This is a genomic window from Ensifer sp. MJa1 (genome assembly GCF_037026475.1).
Lineage (GTDB): Bacteria > Pseudomonadota > Alphaproteobacteria > Rhizobiales > Rhizobiaceae > Ensifer.
In genome coordinates, this window is the sequence record NZ_JAKUMO010000006.1 from 34,221 (window position 1) to 54,752 (window position 20,532).

Here is a 20,532-nt window from a genome sequence, read left to right on the forward strand (position 1 = left end):
CTTGGGAGGGGGAGCTCACTTCTTGATTGAAGCGTTCCAGAAGTACGGCCACGGGGCCGGCGAGACGCCGTCGAGCGACTTCGACTTTGCCGAAAGCGCGTTGAAGTCGCCGATCTTGATGAAGGGCACCTCCTCGAAAATCACCTTCTGGACGTTGGCCCAGAGTGCCACGCGCTTGGCCGGGTCGGATTCGGCGTTGAAGGCATCGACGGCCTTGGCGCGCGCCGGCGTGTCCCAGTTGCCGGGGGCCTTGGTCGACATCATGCCGATCAGCGCCGGTTCCGGCAGGAAGGGGCTGTGGGTGATGTAGATGTCCCAGAGCGTCGGATCGGCGCGGCGCTGGGTGAGCGTTGCCCAGTCGACCACCTGGAGGTCGACGGTGAAGCCGGCGAGCTTCAGATACTCGGCCGCGACCTGCGCCATCTTGTAGTGGAACTCGTATTGGCGGCTGGTGAGAATGCGCAGCGGCTCACCCTTGTAGCCGGCAGCCTTCAGGAGTTCGCCGGCCTTTTCCGGATCGGCGATGTTGTAGGCACCTTCGGTGCCGGCATCGGTCCGCCAGGCAAATTGCGACGGATAGAGAGCGGCGTCGAGCGCATAGAAGTCGGTGGCGCCGAAGGCGGCGGCCATCATGTCTTCCATGCTGAGCGAGGCGCGGATCGCCTTTCGCAGGTCGAGGCTCTTGGTCATGCCGTTGCCGGAATTCAGCACGAAGACCGGCCAGCCAAAGGGCTGCAGCATGACGGGATCAGATGCACTCGAACCCTTGACGCGGTCGAAGGATTCGACCGGCAGCGAATCGACATAGTCATATTGGCCAGAAACGGCGGCCTCGACGCGGGTGTTCGGGTCCGGCACCGGCACGAAGCGGATTTCGTCGGCATATTGATGACGGGCGCCGCCATAGCCGTTGGCTTCGCCTTCCGGCGACGTGTAGGCGTCGTAGCGGGTCAGCTGGATATACTGGTCCGCCTTGCGCTCCTTCAACTGATAGGGGCCGGTGCCGACGAAATCGGTCATCGGCTCGGCCTGCTTTTCGGACGGTAGCACGATCGCCGCGGAGTTGTTGAAGGCGAGCAGCGAGACGAGCGGTGCGTAAGGGGTGTTGAGCGAGATCTTAACCGTCAGCGGGTCGACCGCCTCGATGCCTGAAATCGTCGTTGCCGTCTGCTTGCCGCGCGAGGCGACCTTAGTCCAGCGCTCGAGCGAGGCGACGACGTCCTTTGAGTCAAGGTCGGTGCCGTCGTGGAACTTGACGCCGGAGCGCAGCTTGATCGTGTAGGTCTTGCCGTCGGCGCTGATCTCCGGAAGTGCCGCCGCCAGAAGCGGCGTCGGCTTCCAGTCCTTGTCGAAAGTGTAGAGCGTCTCGAAGATGTGCTGCGAGACGATGCCGACGAGGTCGGCGGTCGAAGCCATCGGATCGAGCGTCGGCGGTTCGCCGACGGTCGCGACGTTGATGACGCCACCCTTTTCCTGGGCGAAGGCAAGAGTTGCCGATGCCGCGAGTGCCGTACCGATAAGCAATGCAAATTTGGCTGATTTCATTTTGCTCCACCTCTTATTCCATAGTTATGCTATGTCGTTCTTTATTTTGGAATATAAAAGTCTACGAAGCCGGAAATGTCAACCGGCTGTCATCGTCGCGTCGCCGGCATTGCCAAACGGCTGCAGTGCTGGAGGCCTGCAGGGGCGGTGAGGGCATGCCGGGTTCGTGGCCGGGAACGCGGGTTACACCAAAGGGTTAGCCGCAGAGAGAGCTTTCGTGATCGTCTCCGATTTGTTACCTCGGGGGCATGGAAAGAGGAGACGTCAGGGTGAAGGTTATCGGGCTGATTGGCGGCATGAGCTGGGAGAGCTCGGCTGAGTATTACCGCATCATCAACGAGGCGGTTCGCGACCGCCTCGGTGGCGTGCATTCGGCGAAATCGCTGATGTGGTCGATGGATTTCGGCGAAATCGAGCGGTTGCAGCACCATGGCGACTGGCCCGCGCTGACTGAGGAGATGATCGCGGCTGCGCGGCGGCTGGAGGCCGGAGGCGCCGACTTCCTGATGATCTGCACCAACACGATGCACAAGATGGCCGGTGACGTTTCTGCGGCGGTGTCGATCCCGCTTCTGCATATCGCCGACCCCACGGCGGAAAAGATCAAGGCGGCCGGCATCCGTAAGGTCGGCTTGCTTGGCACGGCCTTCACGATGGAGCAGGAATTTTACAAGGGACGTCTGGCGGAGAAGTTCGGTCTCGAGGTTCTGGTTCCCGAGGCGGACGATCGCGCCCGGGTGCACGAGATCATCTACCGCGAACTGGTTGCCGGCATCGTTAAGGACAGCTCCCGCGAAGCCTATCGCGCCATCATCGCCCGGCTCGTCGATCAGGGTGCGGAGGCCGTGATCATGGGATGCACCGAAATCATGCTGCTGATCTCGCAGGCCGACAGCCCCGTCCCGGTCTTTGACACCACGGAGATCCACGCCCTGGCCGCGGTGGGCCTCGCTCTTGGTGACGCTCAGTAGGTCGACGACGTCAGTCTCTGCCGGCAGCGGCGATCGCCGCCGGCAACACTGATTTCAGGCGATCGAGTTAGTGCAGCGTGGCCTTGTGCGTCTCACCCTGGAACAGGCTGACCAGTGCGATCCCCTGCTGAAGCAGCAGTTCGGCGGCCGGGAGGTCGCCGACCACCAGGTCGTCGGCACAGCTGACAATGATGTTGGCGAGGCTGATCGAATTCTCGGCGAACTTGTCGTCGCCGATCTCGTATGCCTTTTCGGCCGTCGCTTCGAGAGCATCTACGACGAGCGCCATCATGTTTGTGCGCTCGTGAAGCGTCATGGCCTCGAGTGTCTTAGCGTCGAGTGACTTGTCTGAATGCTGCATGATTACCTTCCCTGTTGTTCAGGTCGAAACCGGCCACGCCGGCCTTCTAGCCGGGGGGAGACGTCTACGACTTTGATTGGATCAATGAAGGGAGCCGGCGTCGAACGCGGCTTCTGGACTTATAGATCGTCAAGTGAGGCGGCGAATGCAAGGAATGGCTACTATGCGGTCAACGCATGGGTCCAGGTGTGATCAGAACACCCATTGGCCAGGCTATGCCAATGGCACCTCTGAAAGGAAGCGGCGCGAGTGAAGTCACGCCGCCGCAGCGTTGGGGGAGATGCCTGGAGCCGTTACGCGCGGCTCGCGGCTTGCTCGGTGTCGGGCGTCCTCACCCCGGCAGCAGCGGGCCGCAATCGGCTGGTCAAAAGCAGGCTGACGGCAAGGAAGGGCACGAGCACGCCGAGGCCGAAGCGCATGTCGCTATGTTCTGCAATCAGGCCGATCAGAGGCGGTCCGAGGAGGAAGCCGAGAAGTGCGATGAAGGAAAGAACGGCGACGCTCGCGGCTGCCGGCCTGTCTTTCTGATCGGCCGCTGCGGTGACCGCGAGCGGGAAGCCGACCGAAACGCCGAAGCCCATGGCGGCAAAGCCGACAAGTGCTGCCCATGCGGCAGGGCTTAACACCACCACCAGAAGTCCGGCGATGCTGGCGATGCCGCAGGCGCGTGCGACGGCAACCGGGCCGTAGCTGGACTTCAGCCGATCACCGGCGAAACGGCCTGCTGCCACCATGAAGGCGAAGATCGAGTAACCAAAGCCGGCGCTGGCGGTGGAGAGCCCGAAGACGTCGCGCAGGAAGACGGCCGACCAATCGGCGACGGCCCCTTCGGTCATGGTGATGCCGAAGACAAAGAAGCAGACCCCGAGCAATGCGAAGCTCGGGAGCTTGCGCTTGGGCGGGGCGTCGCCGCCCTTGGCCTCGGCGGATTGCAGCAACGGCAGCCTGCGCGCAAAAAAAACGCTGACCGGCAGCATGACAGCGGCTGCCGTCGGCACCGCCCATTCTGGCGCGACGCTCAGTGCGGCAAAGCCGACGCCGATCAGGGTGCCCGTCATGATGCCGAGGCTCCAGAAACCGTGGCAGGTGCTCATGATCAGCTGGCCGGAATGCTTCTCGATCGCGTCGGCCTCGACATTCAGGCCGAGTTCCAGCGTCGTCAGGGCTGCGCCGACGATGGCGAGGGCGACGAACAGAACCTCGATGCTTGCGGCCCATGTCGGCAGCCAGACCACCGCCAGAAAGACGACGAAGCCATAGAGGATGGTGGCGCGCCCGCCGATCCTGGAGACGAGGCGCCCGGCAAAGGGAAGCGTCATCAGGATGCCGACGGGCATGCCGAGAAGGGCGATGGCCAATTCGGCCGGGCCGAGGCCGAGCCTTTGCTGCACGTCGGGAATGCGCGGCAGCCAAGCGCCGAAGGCGATCGGCTGCAGGAAGAAGATCAGCATGATGAGCCGTTGATTGGTCATGCGCATTGGTCCCCGACAGGTATCTTATCGCGCGTTACAGCCTCGGCAGTGGCGAAGCCGTCGAGCCGATACGGTATTTGAAGCAGTTCTGATATTCTGAAAATTGTTTTCAAAGCTTGTCGCGCGTGACCTGTGTCGTCAAGGCGGGAAAAGCAGAGCCGGGGTAGAAATGCCAATCTCTACAGCGGAATGGCGAGAGGTGTTGCCTATGTGCAGGCACCACTCCGTGAATTGGTATGGTCCGGGTGAAAAAAATGTACATCGCGACCGGAAAGGCAACTCCCCGAGGGCGTCGCATCACCGCAGCAGCTTCAACGATCCGGTCAGCGATTTGACCCACTTGGATGCGCCCGCCAATCCGACGCCGTCGATCGTCTCCTCGGAGAGATCGCGGCCGGGAAACTGCGTTTGGTAGTCCGCATAGCTGTGCAACGAGCGCGCAAATGCCGGAAACGGAACGACGATGCGATCCTCAAGCTTTGGCAGCGCCTTCATGAGCAGTGCGCCGATCGCCCGGCTGTCGGCCTGGAGGATCGGGATCGGCTGGTTGGAGCTGATATCGATCGCATTCTGCCGGCGATCGGTCAGTTGCTGATTGCCCAGCGCCGGCATCGCCGAACCGATGCCGATCGAGATTGCCGCAATCGTATTGGCGAGATGCCCCGGCTGCAGTTCGGGGTTGACGATGATGGCAAGGCGGATGTCCTGAAGCACGATGACCCACTCCCTGATGTTGATGGGGAAGAATAGGCGGGAATGCAGGGTAGGTTCTTTCGAAGATTGCGGGAATGCGCCAGCAATAGGTAGGATCTACCCGCAATTGTCAGTTTGGAGATAGAGAATGCCGGCTTCGCTCACTGCTGCTGATGTGAAAATCCTGTCTGCCCTTCAGGCGGACGGTCGCCTGAGCAACCAGGCTCTTTCCGAAGAGGTCGGCATGTCCACCTCGCCGTGCTGGAGACGCGTGCGGCAATTGGAGGATGACGGGGTCATTCAAGGCTACATGGCCGTCTTGAACCGGCGCGAAATCGGCCTCGGCGTGCTGGCCTTCATCCGGGTCAAGATCGACAGCCACACGGAAGCGGAAGCCGAAGCCTTTGCCGACGAAGTGATGAAACTCGACAGTGTCGTTGCCTGCTACAGCATCGCGGGCGATGCGGATTTCCTGCTGCAGGTCGTTGCATCCGATCTTGATTCCTATTCCGATTTTGCCATGAAGGTCGTCCGGCGGCTGCCCTGCATCAAGGAAATGCAGACGACCTTCGTCCTGAAGGAGATAAAGCCCTTCAGCGGCCTTCCGCTGCGAGCCGGCGCCGGTCATCGGTGAAGGCTGATAGATACGCAGGCCGGGAGGTGGCGCGGAGGCACCAGGTGCGCCGCCTTGGCATCAAGAGGGTAACGAGGAGGTCATCAGCGGGTCTTCCCGGACCACCTGTACGAGGAAGTCCAGAACCGTCCGCACCCGTAGCGGCAGGTTTCTGCGCGACGGATAGACAACGCTGATCGGCAGGCGTGCGGGCGGAAATTCGGGCATGACGTTTATCAGTCTGCCGGCTTCGATGTCGGGGCAGGCGAGGATGTGCGAAAGGATCGCAAGGCCATTGCCGGCCAGCACCGCGCGGTGCACGGCCACGGCGTTGTTGGCAACGAGACGCGGTGCAATGCGCACGAAAACGTCGTCGGATCCATCCGAAAACGTCCACAGGCGGCCGTCGCCGGCGCGGCTGTAGCAAATGCATTCGTGATCGCCGATGTCGTCGAGCGCTTTCGGTGCAGCCCTCTGTTCCAGATAACTGGGTGCGGCGACAAGAAATGCCGTCGTCCAGCCGATACGCCGACACATCAGGCCGCTATCCGATACCGGGCCCAGGCGCACTTCGAGGTCGATGCCCTCTCCGACCAGATCCGAGGGATCCTCGCGAAACAGCATTTCAACCGACAGGCCCGGGTGACGCCCGAGCAATTCGGCGAGGCGGTCGCTGACATAAAGGCCGAGCGGCGCCGGCAAGGTTAGCCGCACGCGGCCCGTGGCCGTGGCGGCCTCGCCGCAATTTGCCTCGTTGAGGGCATCGACCGCTTCAATCACCTTGAGCGCCATCGGGATCATGTGCTCGCCCTCCGCCGTCAGCGCCAGCGCGTTCGTCGTTCGATGCAGCAGGCGCGTGCTCAGGTGCTCCTCCAACGCCGAAACCTGGCGCGAGACAGCCGGCTGCGTCAGACCGAGGTCAACGGCGGCAGCGGAGAACGAGCCCGTCTCTGCCACGCGCAGGAAGGCTCTGAGCGCAGAGACGATGTCCATCCGACTTCCCCCAAAGGTTTCGACATAAGGCTTATGCGCTGAATGTATGCCCGAGGCGCTTTACTGTCCAGCAATTAAGGATATTTTGTATCCATAAGGATATTAAGTGTCCTTAATAAAGGAGCAACACCATGACGCAGCGCTTGAATTACGCCCAGCAATCGCCCGAGTTCCTCAAGAAGATGACTGACCTCAGCCTCAGCCTGAAGGACAGCGTCATCGAACAGAAGATCCGCGATCTCGTGAACATCCGGGCCTCGCAGATCAACGGCTGCGCCTTCTGCCTTGACATGCATGTCAAGGAGGCAAAGATCCACGGCGAGAGCGAACTGCGCCTCTACCACGTCGCGATCTGGCGCGAATCGAACCTCTTCATCCCGCGCGAACGCGCAGCGTTGGCCTGGGCCGAAGCGGTGACGAAGCTGCCCGAAGGCGGCATCCCGGACGAACTTTACGAGCGTGTCCGCGGCCAGCTCTCGGAGAAGGAAATCTCTGACCTGACCTTCTCCATCATGGTCATCAATGCCTGGAACCGTGTCAGCGTTGCCTTCAAGGCCGTGCCCGGCTCGGCAGACAAGCTCTATGGCCTCGACAAGGCCGGGCTCAACTAAGCAACGGTTCCGTAAACGATCGACAGGGCGGCGCGATGCCGCCCCCAATGGAGGATCCCATGAAAATCGTTATCATCGGCGGAACCGGCCTGATCGGTTCCAGAACCGTCGACCGTCTGCGCAAGCGGGGACATGAGGTGATTGCCGCTTCCCCGAATACGGGGGTGAACACGATGACCGGCGAGGGCCTCGCCGAAGCGCTCTCCGGCTGCGAGGTGGTCGTCGATCTCGCCAACTCGCCCTCGTTCGAGGACAAGGCGGTGCTCGAGTTCTTCGAGACCTCCGGTCGCAATCTGCTCGCGGCGGAAAAAGCGGCCGGCGTCAAACACCATATTGCGCTATCGGTCGTGGGCACCGAGCGGTTGCAGGAGAGTGGCTATTTCCGCGGCAAGCTCGCCCAGGAAAAGCTGATCAGGGCCGGCGGCATTCCCTATACCATCGTGCATTCGACGCAGTTCATGGAATTTCTCGGCGGCATTGCCCAGTCCGGGACCGTCGGTGACACGGTGCATTTGTCTCCGGCCTACGTGCAGCCGATCGCCTCGGATGACGTCGCCGATGCCATGGCCGACGTTGCGCTTGCCGCTCCTGTCAATGGCACGATCGAAATTGCCGGTCCGGAGCGTTCGCGCCTCAGCGATCTGGTCGGCCGCTATCTCAAGGCCATGGGCGACGGTCGCAAGGTCGAGCCCGATCGGCAGGCCCGCTATTTCGGTGCACTTCTCGAGGATGGTTCGCTCGTTTCCGACAACAACCCGCGTCTCGGCCGGATCACCTTCGAGCAGTGGTTCGCCACGGCTCCGCGCAAGTGAACAGGCGACGCGGTTGCGTCGCAGACCCCAAAGGATTGTCCAAAATGATCAAGTCAATCGTATCTGCACTTGTGATCGCAGCAGCCCTGTCCGCCACGGCCGTGGCCGGCGAAGCCGCCAAGGTCACGCTCGTCTACCAGCACGAATTGCCGAATGTTCCGGGCAAGAGCCTGAAGGGCGTGCTGGTCGAGTACGGGCCGGGCGGTTTCTCCGATGCCCACACTCATCCCAGCACCGCCTTCATCTACGCGACCGTGCTGGAAGGGTCGATCCTCAGCCAGGTCAATGATGGCCCGGTGAAGGAATACAAGGCCGGCGAGAGCTTTTCGGAGATGCCCGGCGATCGCCACGGCGTCAGTGCGAACGGCAGCAGGACCGAGCCCGCCAAGCTTTTGGCTGTCTTCGTGGTCGACACCACTGAGAAGGAACTCACCTATCCGATGACGAAGTGAGCTTCCGATGACGAACTGAGCTAGGGGCAGAACCGGGTGCCGGCCGCACCCGGTTCTGCCCCGCATGCACAATCCGCAGGAGCCTGCCCGTGTTCGCCAACCATCTGCCGTTGCCGCTCGTTCTGATCAACCTCCTCGGCGTCGCCGGCATTGTCGTCTGGCACCTGCAGGGGCGTAGCCGCCCAACGGCAAGGCTGATCGTCCAGATCCTCTTCTTCTCCGTCATGACCGGCGTGCTCATGCTGGCCGGCTTCGTGCCGCATCGCAGTGGCGATGAACAGTTTCAGGGAACCGTGGCGTACCTTGCCACATCGGCCCGCGTCCTCTGGTGGACACACCTTGCCTGGTCCCTCATCGGCTTCGTGCGCATCTACATTGTGCTTGAGAAGCGGCCGCAGGAGGCGCGGCTCTTGCAGGATCTCATCGTCGCCGTCGTCTACCTCGGCGTTGCGCTCGCCATCCTCGGCTTCGTCTTCAATGCGCCGATCGGCACGCTGGTGGCGACCTCCGGCGTTGTTGCCATCATCTTCGGCCTGGCGCTTCAAAATACGCTTGGCGACGTGTTTTCGGGGCTCGCACTGGCGGCCGGACGGCCCTTTTCCATCGGTGACTGGATTGCGCTCGGCGACGGCACCGAGGGGCGTGTGATCGAGAACAACTGGCGCTCCACCTTCCTGCTCACCGGCGCCCACAACGTCGTCGTCCTGCCCAACAGCGCGCTGGCCAAGGTCGGGCTCACCAACCTTAGCCGACCCGACGAGACGCACCAGATTCCATTGCTTGTCCGCATCTCGGCAGATCACCTGCCTGAGCGGGTCGAGGAAGCGATGCACGCCGCCCTTCTGAGGTGCGACCGCATCGTCCAGGCGCCGCTGCCGGTCGTCGCCCTCAAGTCCATCGATGCGGTGGCAATCGAGGTCGAGCTGCAGTTTCGCGTCAGAAACCCGGCAGAAAGGGTGCCGGCCCGGAACGAGGTGATCAGCCGCATTCACGAGCAGTGCCGGAAAAGCGGTTTTCTTTTGGCGCAGCCGCTACAGGGTTTCCTCTACGCGCCACCGCGCGAGGCTCAGGTCACACCGCGCTCAGCCGGCGCGCTCTAGCACCCACTCAAAACTGCTTTTCCAGAGATCTGCGGGAATTTCCTTTGCCAGGGTCTCGGTCAGGTCGGACAAGCGGACACTGCGCAGCTTCTCGCGCCAGGCCTCGTCGGCCTCCCACATGATGCGCGCCACCGCACACGGTCTGTCGTCGCAATAGCCCGCCGCCCGGCAGGGATTGTTGGCCCTGATATTGGTGCAGACGAAGGTTCGCGCCTTGCCTTCGACCGCTTCGATGATATCGAGAAAAGTCAGCTCGGCCGGGGCTCTGGCCAATCGATATCCCCCCGAAGGCCCGAGGGTCGTGTGCACGAGGCCGGCCTGGGACAGGCTCTGCAATGCCTTCGACAGATATTCCTTGGGCAGCCCATGGAATTCCGCCAGCGCTTTGGTCGACAGGTACCTGCCTTCAGGCAGACCGGCGAGGATGGCGCAACAATGCAGCGCCCATTCGACTTGGCTTTTGAGGATCATGTGTTTGTCCGGCAGATGCCAATACGCATCTATTAAGGACAAAAAATATCCCTATTTTTCTCTTGTGTAAACAGTGCGAGACTGTAGGCGGCAGCAGACGTTTCATCATTGCGATCGCCGGTTTCGCTGCGTCCCTTGCGCCTGTTGCCTCGACCCTTAGCAATTTGCATCTCACCCGATAGACGCACCCTTTCCGCCAGGAGGTGGTTGAAAGCACCAGCGCTTTACACGCGCGGTTGAATCGCCAAAGATGGCCGCGCAGGGAGGAGCTCGCTCATGGAATTTGCTACCATGGCCGCGTTTGCGGCCGTCACGTTCATAGCCGTCGTCACGCCCGGACCGGATGTGATCCTGGCAATGGCCAACGGCTCGCGGTTCGGCATGAAAAAGGCGGTTGCGGGGATGGTGGGTGTCCTTCTCTCCGACCTCTTCCTGATTGTGGCGGTGGCGGCCGGCCTCGGCGCCATTCTCGCGGCCTCTGAATTCTGGTTCTCCGTCGTCAAATATGCGGGCGCGGCCTATCTCGCCTGGCTCGGCTTCAAGATGCTTCTTGCCGGCCACGCCAACGCTTTTGCGAGCGAGGTGGACAATGGCCCGGCTCGGGAAGAGACGGCGCTAGCGGTTTGCCGCCACAGCATGATCGTGGCGATCACCAACCCGAAAGCCTATCTGTTTTTCTCGGCGCTGCTGCCGCAATTCATCGATCCCAGCGCGCCACAGGTCCCGCAGTTTCTGGCGCTGACGATCGTGTTCTCCATCGTCGAGTTTGCCGTCATGTTCGGCTACGCGCTCGTCGGCTTCAAAACCGCGCAGTTCGCCGCGTCTTCGATGCGGCGCTGGATGGAGAAAGGCTGCGGCGGCGCCCTGCTGGTGTCTGCTGCCTCACTTGCACTGGTGAAGCGCGCCGGCTGAGCGCCGGACCGATCAGGTCATGCCCGATTGCCTTGCTGCGGCGCTGCTACCGCAGCTTCGTATCGAGAGCATCGCGGGTCGATGCGACGACGTACCATCACCCTGCTGCCCGGCAGCAAACTGTGGCACGCCGGACCTGCCGGTGGACCATATTGTGTTCCGGCCGGCAGACTTCGCCGCGTAGAGGGCGGCGTCGGCAGTGCAGATCACCTGGTGTGCCTCCTCTCGGCCAATGAAAGTGGAAACGCCGATACTCACTGTTGCCGACACAACGCCCTTTGCGGTTCCGAGCCGGCGGGTTTCGAAATCACTGCGGATGCGCTCGGCAACGGCGATTGCTTCGGTGTGATCCGCAGCTGGTAGGCAGGCGGCGAACTCTTCGCCTCCCATGCGTGCAACAATGGCGCCGCCGGGCACCGTTCGCGCCGCGATCTCGGCGAAGTCCATGAGGACCTGGTCGCCGGCCGCGTGCCCGAAGCGATCGTTGATCGCCTTGAAATGGTCAATGTCCATGTAAAGAAGGGCGCCCCCTTTGGGCGTGGTGAGAAAGGCATCGAATTGCGCCAGGAATGCTCGGCGGTTCGGAACGCCTGTCAATGCGTCTGTCTCCGATGCAAGCTTGTAGCGATGCTGCGTTCGTTCCTTCACCAGTGCGAAGAAGACAAAGCCGCCGGCCAGGCAATGGAGGAACAGTTCGAAGGTGACGAACTGATACCACAGCGGCTGTTCTGCGCCCGACGCGGTATTGCCCGTCAGAGGCCAGAGCAAAACCAGCGGGATGCGGACGAGGTAGAACACGCCGTGGCTGCCGAAGACGAAGGCGACGATGTAAGAGCTCGGTAGCCTGCGGAAATTGTCGGATCGGAAGATCTCAAGCGCGACCAGAGTGGAGTAGACGAAGATCAGCACCGAATAGAGCACGATCCGGCTGGTGACGCTTTCGCGGAAATGGTCGGAGAAATAGGTGATCGCGATCCAGATGGCCGGTCCGGCGAGGGCTGAAACGACCTTCAGCGGCTGATTGTCGAAGGCGCGCAGGCCGAGCCAGATCATCGCGAGGGCCAGGACCGCGAGCGCATTGCCGAGCGAGATGGTGACGAACTGGTAACCGTCTCCGCGCAAGGCAAGCAGCACGAACCCGAAAGCGCCGGTGAAAAAGGCCGACGACCAGAGCATGAGTTCGACACTCTTGCGCTCCTGCCACCAGGCAAGGCCAAAGAAAACGCCGAAAATAATCAGAGTCGCGAACGAACTGAACATGATCGTCGGGGTATGCAGCGTGCCCACCATAACCTCCTGGTTCTGGCGCAAAGCTTTGACCGAGAACCGTAAAGCTTTCGCAAATGGTAAAGCTGCTGCCGAGGCGTTGGGACAGGAAGGGGCGCCACGTGGATCCGCCGCTGGCAGGAAACGGGTTGAATTCCAGCCGCAGCCGCACGATTTTTGTGGAAGCTGCATCAGCGGAGGGTAGGCGGATGGGCCAGGACACACATCGCTATTTCATCTTCGGTACCGCCGCAGGCTATTGCGGCATCGCCTGGAACGATGTGGGCATCACCCGGTTTCAGTTGCCGACCCGCGCGGCCGAGGCGACCGAGCGGCTGTTGCTGCGGCGTCTGCCGGCTGCCGAGGCGTCGCAGCCGCCAACTGAGATCCGGCAGGCGGCGGACGCCGTTCAGCGCTACTTCGAGGGTGCGGAAGTCGATTTCTCGGGCTTTACCGTCGATCTCGACGGCCAGGACGAATTCTTCCGTCGCATTTATGCGGCCGCGCGCCAACTGCGCTGGGGACAGACGACCACCTATGGCGCTCTGGCAAAGGAACTGGGCGCAGGGCCGGAAGCCGCCCGCGATGTCGGCCAGGCCATGGCCAAGAACCCGGTATCACTGATCATTCCCTGTCATAGGGTGCTTGCCGCCGGTGGCAAGATCGGCGGGTTCTCCGCCCCGGGTGGATCCACAACCAAGACCCGGATGCTCGAATTGGAAGGCGTTCATCTGGGCGAGCCAGCGCCGTCGCAGCAGTCGTTCGGATTCTAGTGTTGCGGGCGCGCAGCTTCTTCTTCACGCGGCGGTCGGATGAGAAAATCACCTGAGTACTGGCTCCCCAGTCGCGCTCTTCAATACGCCTCTGGCGCGAAGGGCGGTCCGTCCGAAAAATCACCGGTTGCGATCTGTTGCAATGTTTCCAAGAGTGTTTCGGAAAATGCCGCTCAATATATGTTACAACCGTCACCCAGTTTCTCATAAAGTATAATTTTTTCAATGTATTAAGAAAATATGCCCAATCGGATTAATTCCGATTTTCTCATGACATGTTATAAGAACGAACCTATTTTTAGCAGCCTCTAAACTTGTCGCAACGAATCCTGGGGTGACTTATGTCCATCAGTTCAGGAACACCGTGCCGCAAGGACCGTACGCCAACCGGGATCGTGATCGAACAGCAGGCGCTGGTAGGCAGCGTCATTGTGACGATCCTCGAACATGAGCTATCCGGTTGGAACTTTATCGATATGGTCTCGACCGACAGCCTTGACCGGGCGCGGGGCTACGATGTGCGTCTGATCGCCTTGGATCTTACCGGCAGAAATGGCGGCGGATGCAACCTGTGCGCTGAGCTCAAGGAGATCCGTCGGCATTTCCCCGAAGTTCCGGTGGTGGTGCTGTCGGATTCGGACAGTATTGCGACCGCCGCCGAGGTCCTCAAGCTGGGTGTTCGCGGCTTCTTCAATACCTCGCTCAAGATCGAGCTGGCGCTTGCAGGTCTGCGCCTTGTCCTTGCCGGCGGCGTCTTTTGTCCGGATCCGCTGGCCGCCCTCAAGGACGGTGCCGCCACCAGTGCGAAGGACGGTGGCGAAAGGATACAGACCTACAGGAACGAGCTCGCGCTTGCCGATTTTACGCCGCGCGAGGCCGACGTGCTGGCGGAATTGCGTTGCGGCTCCTCCAACAAGGTCATCGCCGGCAAGCTTCACCTTTCCGACCATACGGTGAAGATGCACCTTCAGCACATCATGCGGAAACTGCAGGTGCAGAACCGGACGGAGGTGGTGGCGCTGCTTGCCGATCATGCAACGCTGACCAACGGCCACGGCAACAATGGCGCCAGCAGTGGCAGCAGCATTGTCAACGTGACGTCTTTTCGAGCATTTCGCTGAGTGTGGCGGCGGTCAGCATCGCTTCGGCGAGAAGTTTCTTGAGCTTCAGGTTTTCTTCTTCGAGCGCCCTTATCCGGTCCGCATCGAAATTCGGCCCTCTGTGCTGCAGCGATTGCCAGCGGTAGAAGGTCGGTTGGCTGATGCCATGGCGGTGACAGACATCGGACACGGTCGCCCCGCTCTGATGTTCCTTCAGGATCTCTGTAACCTCGTCGTCGTTGAACTTTCGCTTGCCCATCACGGTTGTCCCTCGGGAGCCGAATGACGTATGCGCATGCATCCAGTATATCGCCTGCGTCGATGCGCCATGCTGCGGCTTCCGCTGCCAGCGCACCTCAGTTCTCACGAAATGCGCTGTTAAAACTGTCGAGAAGCGGGCGCAGCGCGTAGAGCGCCACGCTGCTCGTGCCGGTTTCTATCATGGCCCGCACCGGCATGCCCGGCACCATGTGCACCCCGGTCATGTGCGGGAGGCGTTCGTCCGTCACGCGGATCGTCGCGGCATAATAGGTATGGCCGGTTTGCCGATCGACCAGATGATCAGCCGATACATAGGCGACGGTCCCCTTGAGCAGGGGAACGCGCCGCTGGTTATAGGGAATGAGATGCACCTGGGCTTCCAGCCCGGCATGGACCTGGCTGATGTCCTCCGGCTTGACGCGCGCTGCGATGACAAGCGGGCTTGCTTGCGGGACGAGATCGGCCAGCGGTTCGCCGGCGCCGATGACGCCGCCGGCCGTATGAACGCGCAGATCCATGATCACGCCTTCCTCGGGGGCCCGGATCTCGGTTCGTGCCAGCTGGTCGTCAATGGCGAGCAGCCGCTCTCGCAACTGCGCAAGCTGGTTCTCTGTCTCGCGCAGGGTAAGCGCGACTTCGTTCAGCCTGTCGCTGCGCAGCTTGATAAGATAGGCTTGAGACTCGCTGATGACCTGGTGGGCGCGCGAAATGCGCGCTCCGACTTCGCCGATCTGGCCGCCGATGTCGGCCTTCTCCCGCGCCAGGATGAGAACACGGCTCTTGCGTTCCAGGCCCTTGGCCGTCAGGGTCGAGATGGCGGTGAATTCCTGGCGGGCGATGGCGTTGCGCTCGATCAGGGCCGCCTTCTGGGCGCTGAGGCCAGCCACCTCTTCCAGCACCTGCTTGATCTTCTCTTGTGTAATCGCGATCTCCGATCGCATCACCTGGCGCCGTGCATCGAATATGTTCTGTTGGCCGGTGAGAATGTCACTGATCACGCGGTAGTCGGCCATCTGCTCGGCCAGTTCGGGCGGATAGGTGACGTGGTCCCAGCCGTTTTGTTCGGCAAGCAGCCGGGCCTGGCGTGCCTTGGCGTCCCAGAGTTGGCCGCGCAGATTGTCGCGCTCCGAACGCGGCTTGGTGTCGTCGAGCTTGATCAGCACCTGGCCCGCGGTGACCCTGTCGCCGTCCTGGACAAAAATCCGCCTGATGATCCCGCCCTCGAGATGCTGGATTGTCTTGCGGTTGGTTTCCGCCTCGACGACGCCCGACGCAATCGCCGCGCTGCTGAGCGGCGCCAGTATTGACCAGACGCCCAAACCGACGACGAACACGCCGACCAGCAAGTTTCCCGTCCAGGCAACACGCCGCAACCGCGGCATCGGCGACGGGTCTGCCAGTGTCAGCGAAATCCTGCCGGAAAGGGTGGCAGGCGGTGCCGATCCGGTGGCCCTGCCGACGTTGCCGGCATAGCCGGCGATTTTGAGCGCGATACGGGACGCCATCAAGGGGCTGATCTTCGCAAGTTGCATCAATCTCCCTCCTCAGGTGCCGGTTCGGGCGGGCGGTTGCAGGTAGGTATCGAACACCCAGTCGCTGTCGCCAAAGGCGTCGATCGTGCCATTGCGTATGATCGCGATCTTGTTGGTGACGGGGAGAATGCCCATGCGATGGGTGATGATGACGACGATCATCCGTCTGGCGCGCATATGGGTGATGGCGGAAAACAGGCGGCGCTCGCCATCATAGTCGAGGCTGGAATTCGGATCGTCGAGGACCACCAATGAAGGGTTGCCGTAGACTGCGCGTGCCAGGCCAAGCTGCTGGCGCTGGGCCCGCAGCAACGTCGCCCCGCCATCGCCGATATCGGTCTCATAGCCCTGGGGCAATTGCATGATTGCCTCGTGCAACCCGACGAACTTGGCTGCCTCGACCACCTTGTCGGCGTCGGTGCCGTCGAGCCGACCGATGACGTCCTTGATCGCGCCGCCGAACAGCTCGATGTCCTGGGGCAGGTAGCCGATGTGGCGCATGCCGCCGCCAAGCTTTAGGGTCGAGATATCGACGCCGCCGAGCAGGGCACTGCCGCAGGTGGCCGGCTGCACGCCGGCGATGATGCGGCCGAGCGTCGATTTTCCCGAACCGGAGGGCCCGATGAGCGCAACACAATCGCCCGGCATCAGGCGCAGAGTGACGGCGTTCAGGATCTGCCGGTTGCCCGTGGGCAGTGCATAGCCGACTCGGTCGAGCACCAGCCCGTTGGCCTCCGGCATCGGAATGGTGCGCACCTGGTCCTGTGAAGCGATCGTCACCAGCATCGTGTCGAGGCGGTTGAATGCCGCGTAAACCAGGGCAACAGCCCGCCATGCGCCGATCGCGCCCTCGACCGGTGCCAGCCCGCGGCCGAGCAGCAGGCTGGAGACGAAGATGATGCCCGGATTGCCGCTTTCCTCCAGAACCAGCCAGCTTGCCGCGCCCATCATCAGGATCTGCGCGAGCATGCGAACGGACTTGGACATTCCAAGGATGACCTCGGTGCGCTTCATCGCGTCGTCCTGAGCTTGCCGCGCGGTCTCCGCGTCCCGATAGACGAGCTGTGCTGCGCCATTCTGCATGTTCATCGCGCGGATGACCTGAATGTATCGAAGCGCGGTCGCAAAGCGCATCTGGCTGCGCGCCAGCGCCAGGTTGGCCTGCGCCAGGGGGTGGCGGGTCGAGATTTCCGTCACGATCGCAAGCAGAAGCAAGGCGATAGCGCTGAACAGGCCGATCGTTCCGAGCAGCGGGTGGACCATGAACAGCAGCAGCAGGAACACCGGCGCCCAGGGCACGTCGAAAAGCAAGGAACTGGCCGGTGCATCGAGGAATTGGCGCAAGGTCGACAGATCCCGATAGCATTCATTGGCGAGCCCGGCGTCGTTGCGTGCCCCATATTCGAAACAGGCGGTCAACACCACGGGCCGCAGTCGATGATCCAGCCAGCTGCCGATGCGTGACAGTGCCGCGCGCCTGACGATATCGAGTATGGAGCCGACCAGCACGGCCGCAGCGATGATCAGCGTCAGCATGACAAGCGTGTCGACGCTGCGGCTGGACAGCACGCGGTCGTAAATCTGCAGCAGATAGATGGATGGAGCGAGGAGGAACAGATTGTAGGCGCAACTATAGAGAAAGACCAGCAGGAACGCCCCCGTGCAAGCCTTGAGAGCCACGATCAGATGGGTTGGAGAATGCTGCGCCCCTGTCGGATTCGTCGTCATGATCGGATCTCGATCGGATCGGCATGATCGATGTTGATGCGGTCGGCTTGGTTGCTTCAGGCTTCCTTCGCTCGGACTCGATCCGTGGCCAAATGCAACTCGAGGTGCCGCAGCGTCTCTTGCCGACCGCGACACCGGTGAAGAAGGGATCGCCGGGCTGGCCGGCGATCCTCGTCCAGGCGTTCAGAGGATATCGATAACGCCAGAATTGTCGAAGCTGTCGAGAAGGCTCGACACGGTGGTATTGGTCGTATTTGTCGTCGTTTCAGCAATCGGGTTCGAATGGACCAAAGCGGCCGAAATATCGCCGCCAACGGCTGCATTGCCGTCGCCGCCGGCGCCGCCCATGCCCGAAATAATCGTCGCGCCCTGATCGGCAAGCAATGTCGAGGTCTGCGTGGCGGTGGTTTCCGCATTGACCGTCGCCGTGTTGCCGCCGCTCGTGCTCGTCTGGTCGCCACTCGAGGTCGGGTTGCCGCCGGCGCCGCCGGTTCCAGTGTTCGTCAGGTTCGCCAAAACAGCGATCGGCACCTGAAGCAGGCCGCCGCCGTCAGCATTGCCCGTTCCCCAGGCCGCACCCTGGCCGACGTCATCGCCATTGTCCACGGTCGGGACGGAGCCGACGACCGTCTGCACCGGGGCGAGGGTGGCTACCGGGCTGTAGCTGATGTTGCCTGTGTTGTTGCCGTCACCGCCGTTGCCAGCGCTCGCGTCGCCCGCGATGGGGTTGGCAAGGTTGATCGTGTCAGTGGTTACTTGTGAAATAGGCATAGCGTCTCTCCTCTACTTGTTCCCCGTAGTCTTGGACGGTTCGATGCCACAGCACATCACCGCGGGCGGGGACAGCGCGAACGTATGGTGCGCGCGATCACGAAAGGGGACCAGCCGGACATTCGGGGACGTTCCTTTGGCTAGGGTCTGCCGGATCGGGATGGGGGAAAACGATGGAGTTCCGAGGATTGATCTTACGAGGAGGCGCTCGGCTCAAGGCCGCGCCCAACATCTTGAGTTGAAATCTTGCGTTGACGGGTGCTTCCGGTCAGCCTTGCAGAACGTCGTCGATCAATGCGGAGTGGGTATCGGCGATGTTGCCTTCGCCGCCGGCCCCGCCGACACCTCCGAGCTGCAGCGTGTGCTGGTCGAGCAGGACGTTGTTGAGTTGGTCTGCGTCTGCGGTGCCACCGGCGGGTACGGCGATGTTGATCGGGTGGAAGTAGCCGATGTTGACACCGACGGTGCTGCCGTTCGAGTAGCCGTCTCCGCCGCCGCCAGCGACCCCGTTTCCGGTAAAGATCGTGTCGGAGGACAGATTGAATCCGCCACCATTGCCGCCGATCCCGGCGATCTGCACGCCGCCCTGGTCGAAGACTACATTGTTCGTTTGCGTCGCATGGGCATCGCCGCCGGCGGCGCCGACTGCGATGTTGATCGGTGAAAACACAGCCACGTTGACGTCGACCATGCTGCCGATGAAGGTGCCGTTGCCGCCATGGCCCGCATAGTTGTCGCCGTTGAAGACGAAGGTGGCGCCTTGCTGGGCCGGCGCGGTGCCACCGGCAATGTTTTGGTCACCGCCTGAACCGCCGACGCCGCCGATCTGGGTTGCGCCCTGGAGAAAGGCGGCATTGTTTGCCTGTCCGGCGGTGGCGCTTGTGCCGGATCCGGTCGCGACTGCCATATTGACGGGCACGAAAACCGCGGTATCGGTGCTGACGAGAGCGCCGAAAAGGCTGCCATCACCGCCGCTGCCCGCGCTGCTTCCGCTGCCGCTTCCGCCTGCAAGATTGCCGTTACCGCCTTCGCCGCCAATGCCGGCCATTTCGGTTACGTGCTGATTGATCAACGCGTTGTTGCCCTGCTGGGCGTTGACGTCCGAATGCGGACCGGCGATCGCCGCGTTCGACGGCATGAACATCGCGAGCGTGTTGCTGCCGATCGTGCCGATGCTGGTGCCATCGCCGCCGCTTCCGGCCGAGTTTTGTTCAGGGCCGATATCGAGCGGCAGCCAGGTTGGAACCAGCGCGAGATGGCCGCCGGCAATCGTGCTTTGACTGGAGTTCGCGTTCGGCGCCTCTTCCGACAAAAGACGAGTCTCTGCCATCGTCGTGTCTCCCATCGATCCGGTCCCTCGCAGACGTCCGTATGCGAGCGCGCATCAGCCGACTATTCTGAAGATGGTTGCGGCAAAAGGTGAGCCTGCAATTCGTCTACGGCCGTTCGGGCAGGCAACGACGGCGCCACATGCTTTGCAAGACGTGCAAGGCTTGCCGTAGCACTTTGAATTGCCGCATGTTTTTTAAGGCAAGCATGCAGTAGCCGAATGGTGGTATCGCGCAATCACCACACCGACCACGGGCAATGATCGCGCAATTGCGTTCGTGCCGAAGCTCATGGATCCAGCCGAAGGCCGCGCCGGCCGCTATTGCAGCAGGTTGAACAGTCTTCCGAGCGTACCTTCTTCCTGTGCCGGCGGTTGTGCGTCCGGCTCAGGTTGCTGCGTGGCCCGCTCGCCTTCTGCCGAAGGCGGTTCGCCGGCGGCGTCCGGTGTCGCCGACTGCGCGTCAGCCGGCGGGGCGGGCGGCACCGCCTCGTTCTCCGTTCCGCCGCCGCCGATGATGTCCTCGATGGAAGGCGCGTTGTCTTCACCTTGTTGCGGCTTGCCGATGGCACCGCCGATGATGTCGCGGATCGTCCCTGCCTTGCCCTCGCCTGACAGCAGGTCATCGAGGCGCAGCTTGCCTGTCGGCAGCCCGCTTGATGCCGAAGACGACAAACTCGGTCAGCCCGGCGACAACACCATGAGCCGGAAGCCGGTCGAGCAGGCGGTGCGCCGCGGCATCAATGCGCGCTTCGCGACTTGTGAAAC

General features: G+C 62.0%; 22 protein-coding genes. 9 read left to right on the forward strand and 13 right to left on the reverse strand.

Going from position 1 to position 20,532, the window contains the following annotated elements; all coding sequences use genetic code 11:
• Positions 1-15: 15 nt before the first annotated feature.
• A complete protein-coding gene (locus MKZ91_RS10155; protein WP_336170626.1) occupies positions 16-1,545 on the reverse strand; it encodes an ABC transporter substrate-binding protein in 1,530 nt (509 codons plus the stop codon).
• 269 nt (positions 1,546-1,814) lie between these two features.
• Between MKZ91_RS10155 and MKZ91_RS10160 the strand changes: the two genes are divergently transcribed.
• Positions 1,815-2,516 carry an aspartate/glutamate racemase family protein gene (locus MKZ91_RS10160; RefSeq protein WP_336170628.1) on the forward strand — a complete coding sequence of 234 codons (702 nt, stop codon included), beginning with the start codon at positions 1,815-1,817 and terminating at the stop codon, positions 2,514-2,516.
• 67 nt (positions 2,517-2,583) lie between these two features.
• On the opposite strand, the gene MKZ91_RS10165 is transcribed toward MKZ91_RS10160, so the two are convergent.
• The 3 genes from MKZ91_RS10165 to MKZ91_RS10175 form a co-directional block, all read right to left on the reverse strand.
• Complete coding sequence (locus MKZ91_RS10165; protein ID WP_336170630.1) at positions 2,584-2,877, reverse strand: hypothetical protein; 294 nt, start codon at positions 2,875-2,877, stop codon at positions 2,584-2,586.
• A gap of 293 nt (positions 2,878-3,170) precedes the next feature.
• On the reverse strand, positions 3,171-4,349 hold the full coding sequence (locus MKZ91_RS10170; protein WP_336170632.1) for an MFS transporter: 1,179 nt from the start codon (positions 4,347-4,349) through the stop codon (positions 3,171-3,173).
• A gap of 297 nt (positions 4,350-4,646) precedes the next feature.
• Complete coding sequence (locus MKZ91_RS10175) at positions 4,647-5,063, reverse strand: DUF2000 domain-containing protein (RefSeq protein ID WP_336170633.1); 417 nt, start codon at positions 5,061-5,063, stop codon at positions 4,647-4,649.
• A 127-nt stretch (positions 5,064-5,190) separates the two neighbouring features.
• Here MKZ91_RS10175 and MKZ91_RS10180 point away from each other — a divergent pair, with 127 nt between their 5' ends.
• Entirely contained in the window at positions 5,191-5,676 is a 486-nt protein-coding gene (locus MKZ91_RS10180) for an Lrp/AsnC family transcriptional regulator (protein WP_336170635.1), read from the forward strand.
• Positions 5,677-5,736: 60 nt separating this feature from the next.
• On the opposite strand, the gene MKZ91_RS10185 is transcribed toward MKZ91_RS10180, so the two are convergent.
• A complete protein-coding gene (locus tag MKZ91_RS10185; protein WP_336170637.1) occupies positions 5,737-6,648 on the reverse strand; it encodes a LysR family transcriptional regulator in 912 nt (303 codons plus the stop codon).
• Between the two features lie 131 nt (positions 6,649-6,779).
• Between MKZ91_RS10185 and MKZ91_RS10190 the strand changes: the two genes are divergently transcribed.
• The 4 genes from MKZ91_RS10190 to MKZ91_RS10205 all read left to right on the forward strand — a co-directional run bounded on the left by MKZ91_RS10190 (position 6,780) and on the right by MKZ91_RS10205 (position 9,623).
• The gene (locus MKZ91_RS10190; protein ID WP_336170639.1) at positions 6,780-7,259 is read left to right on the forward strand and encodes a carboxymuconolactone decarboxylase family protein; all 480 of its coding nucleotides are present in this window, start codon (positions 6,780-6,782) and stop codon (positions 7,257-7,259) included.
• A gap of 59 nt (positions 7,260-7,318) precedes the next feature.
• Complete coding sequence (locus MKZ91_RS10195; RefSeq protein ID WP_336170641.1) at positions 7,319-8,071, forward strand: SDR family oxidoreductase; 753 nt, start codon at positions 7,319-7,321, stop codon at positions 8,069-8,071.
• 56 nt (positions 8,072-8,127) lie between these two features.
• Complete coding sequence (locus tag MKZ91_RS10200) at positions 8,128-8,523, forward strand: cupin domain-containing protein (protein ID WP_442892250.1); 396 nt, start codon at positions 8,128-8,130, stop codon at positions 8,521-8,523.
• An 89-nt stretch (positions 8,524-8,612) separates the two neighbouring features.
• Positions 8,613-9,623, forward strand: coding sequence for a mechanosensitive ion channel family protein (locus tag MKZ91_RS10205; protein ID WP_336170645.1), 1,011 nt, complete (start codon positions 8,613-8,615; stop codon positions 9,621-9,623).
• Here the strand turns inward: MKZ91_RS10205 and MKZ91_RS10210 are convergent.
• Positions 9,606-10,094: an RrF2 family transcriptional regulator gene (locus MKZ91_RS10210; protein ID WP_336170647.1), complete on the reverse strand. Its 489-nt coding sequence runs from the start codon at positions 10,092-10,094 to the stop codon at positions 9,606-9,608. The two genes, MKZ91_RS10205 and MKZ91_RS10210, sit on opposite strands and share 18 nt — an antisense overlap.
• 276 nt (positions 10,095-10,370) lie before the next feature.
• Between MKZ91_RS10210 and MKZ91_RS10215 the strand changes: the two genes are divergently transcribed.
• A complete protein-coding gene (locus MKZ91_RS10215; RefSeq protein ID WP_336170648.1) occupies positions 10,371-11,006 on the forward strand; it encodes a LysE family translocator in 636 nt (211 codons plus the stop codon).
• A 12-nt stretch (positions 11,007-11,018) separates the two neighbouring features.
• Here the strand turns inward: MKZ91_RS10215 and MKZ91_RS10220 are convergent, their stop codons facing one another.
• On the reverse strand, positions 11,019-12,293 hold the full coding sequence (locus tag MKZ91_RS10220) for a GGDEF domain-containing protein (RefSeq protein WP_336170650.1): 1,275 nt from the start codon (positions 12,291-12,293) through the stop codon (positions 11,019-11,021).
• 188 nt (positions 12,294-12,481) lie between these two features.
• On the opposite strand from MKZ91_RS10220, the gene MKZ91_RS10225 reads away from it, so the two are divergent.
• Positions 12,482-13,045 carry a methylated-DNA--[protein]-cysteine S-methyltransferase gene (locus MKZ91_RS10225; protein WP_336170990.1) on the forward strand — a complete coding sequence of 188 codons (564 nt, stop codon included), beginning with the start codon at positions 12,482-12,484 and terminating at the stop codon, positions 13,043-13,045.
• A gap of 341 nt (positions 13,046-13,386) precedes the next feature.
• The gene (locus MKZ91_RS10230) at positions 13,387-14,166 is read left to right on the forward strand and encodes a response regulator transcription factor (protein WP_336170651.1); all 780 of its coding nucleotides are present in this window, start codon (positions 13,387-13,389) and stop codon (positions 14,164-14,166) included.
• Here MKZ91_RS10230 and MKZ91_RS10235 read toward each other — a convergent pair.
• The 6 genes from MKZ91_RS10235 to MKZ91_RS10260 all read right to left on the reverse strand — a co-directional run bounded on the left by MKZ91_RS10235 (position 14,135) and on the right by MKZ91_RS10260 (position 20,439).
• On the reverse strand, positions 14,135-14,404 hold the full coding sequence (locus MKZ91_RS10235; protein WP_336170652.1) for a transposase: 270 nt from the start codon (positions 14,402-14,404) through the stop codon (positions 14,135-14,137). The genes MKZ91_RS10230 and MKZ91_RS10235 overlap by 32 nt on opposite strands.
• 97 nt (positions 14,405-14,501) lie before the next feature.
• On the reverse strand, positions 14,502-15,938 hold the full coding sequence (locus tag MKZ91_RS10240) for an HlyD family type I secretion periplasmic adaptor subunit (protein WP_336170654.1): 1,437 nt from the start codon (positions 15,936-15,938) through the stop codon (positions 14,502-14,504).
• Positions 15,939-15,950: 12 nt separating this feature from the next.
• Positions 15,951-17,666, reverse strand: coding sequence for a type I secretion system permease/ATPase (locus MKZ91_RS10245; protein WP_336170655.1), 1,716 nt, complete (start codon positions 17,664-17,666; stop codon positions 15,951-15,953).
• 183 nt (positions 17,667-17,849) lie between these two features.
• Positions 17,850-18,437 (reverse strand): PE-PGRS family protein, encoded by a 588-nt coding sequence (locus MKZ91_RS10250; protein WP_336170657.1) that lies wholly within the window; start codon positions 18,435-18,437, stop codon positions 17,850-17,852.
• 268 nt (positions 18,438-18,705) lie between these two features.
• On the reverse strand, positions 18,706-19,767 hold the full coding sequence (locus MKZ91_RS10255; protein ID WP_336170659.1) for a hypothetical protein: 1,062 nt from the start codon (positions 19,765-19,767) through the stop codon (positions 18,706-18,708).
• A gap of 318 nt (positions 19,768-20,085) precedes the next feature.
• On the reverse strand, positions 20,086-20,439 hold the full coding sequence (locus tag MKZ91_RS10260; protein ID WP_336170661.1) for a hypothetical protein: 354 nt from the start codon (positions 20,437-20,439) through the stop codon (positions 20,086-20,088).
• Between the last annotated feature and the right edge of the window lie 93 nt (positions 20,440-20,532).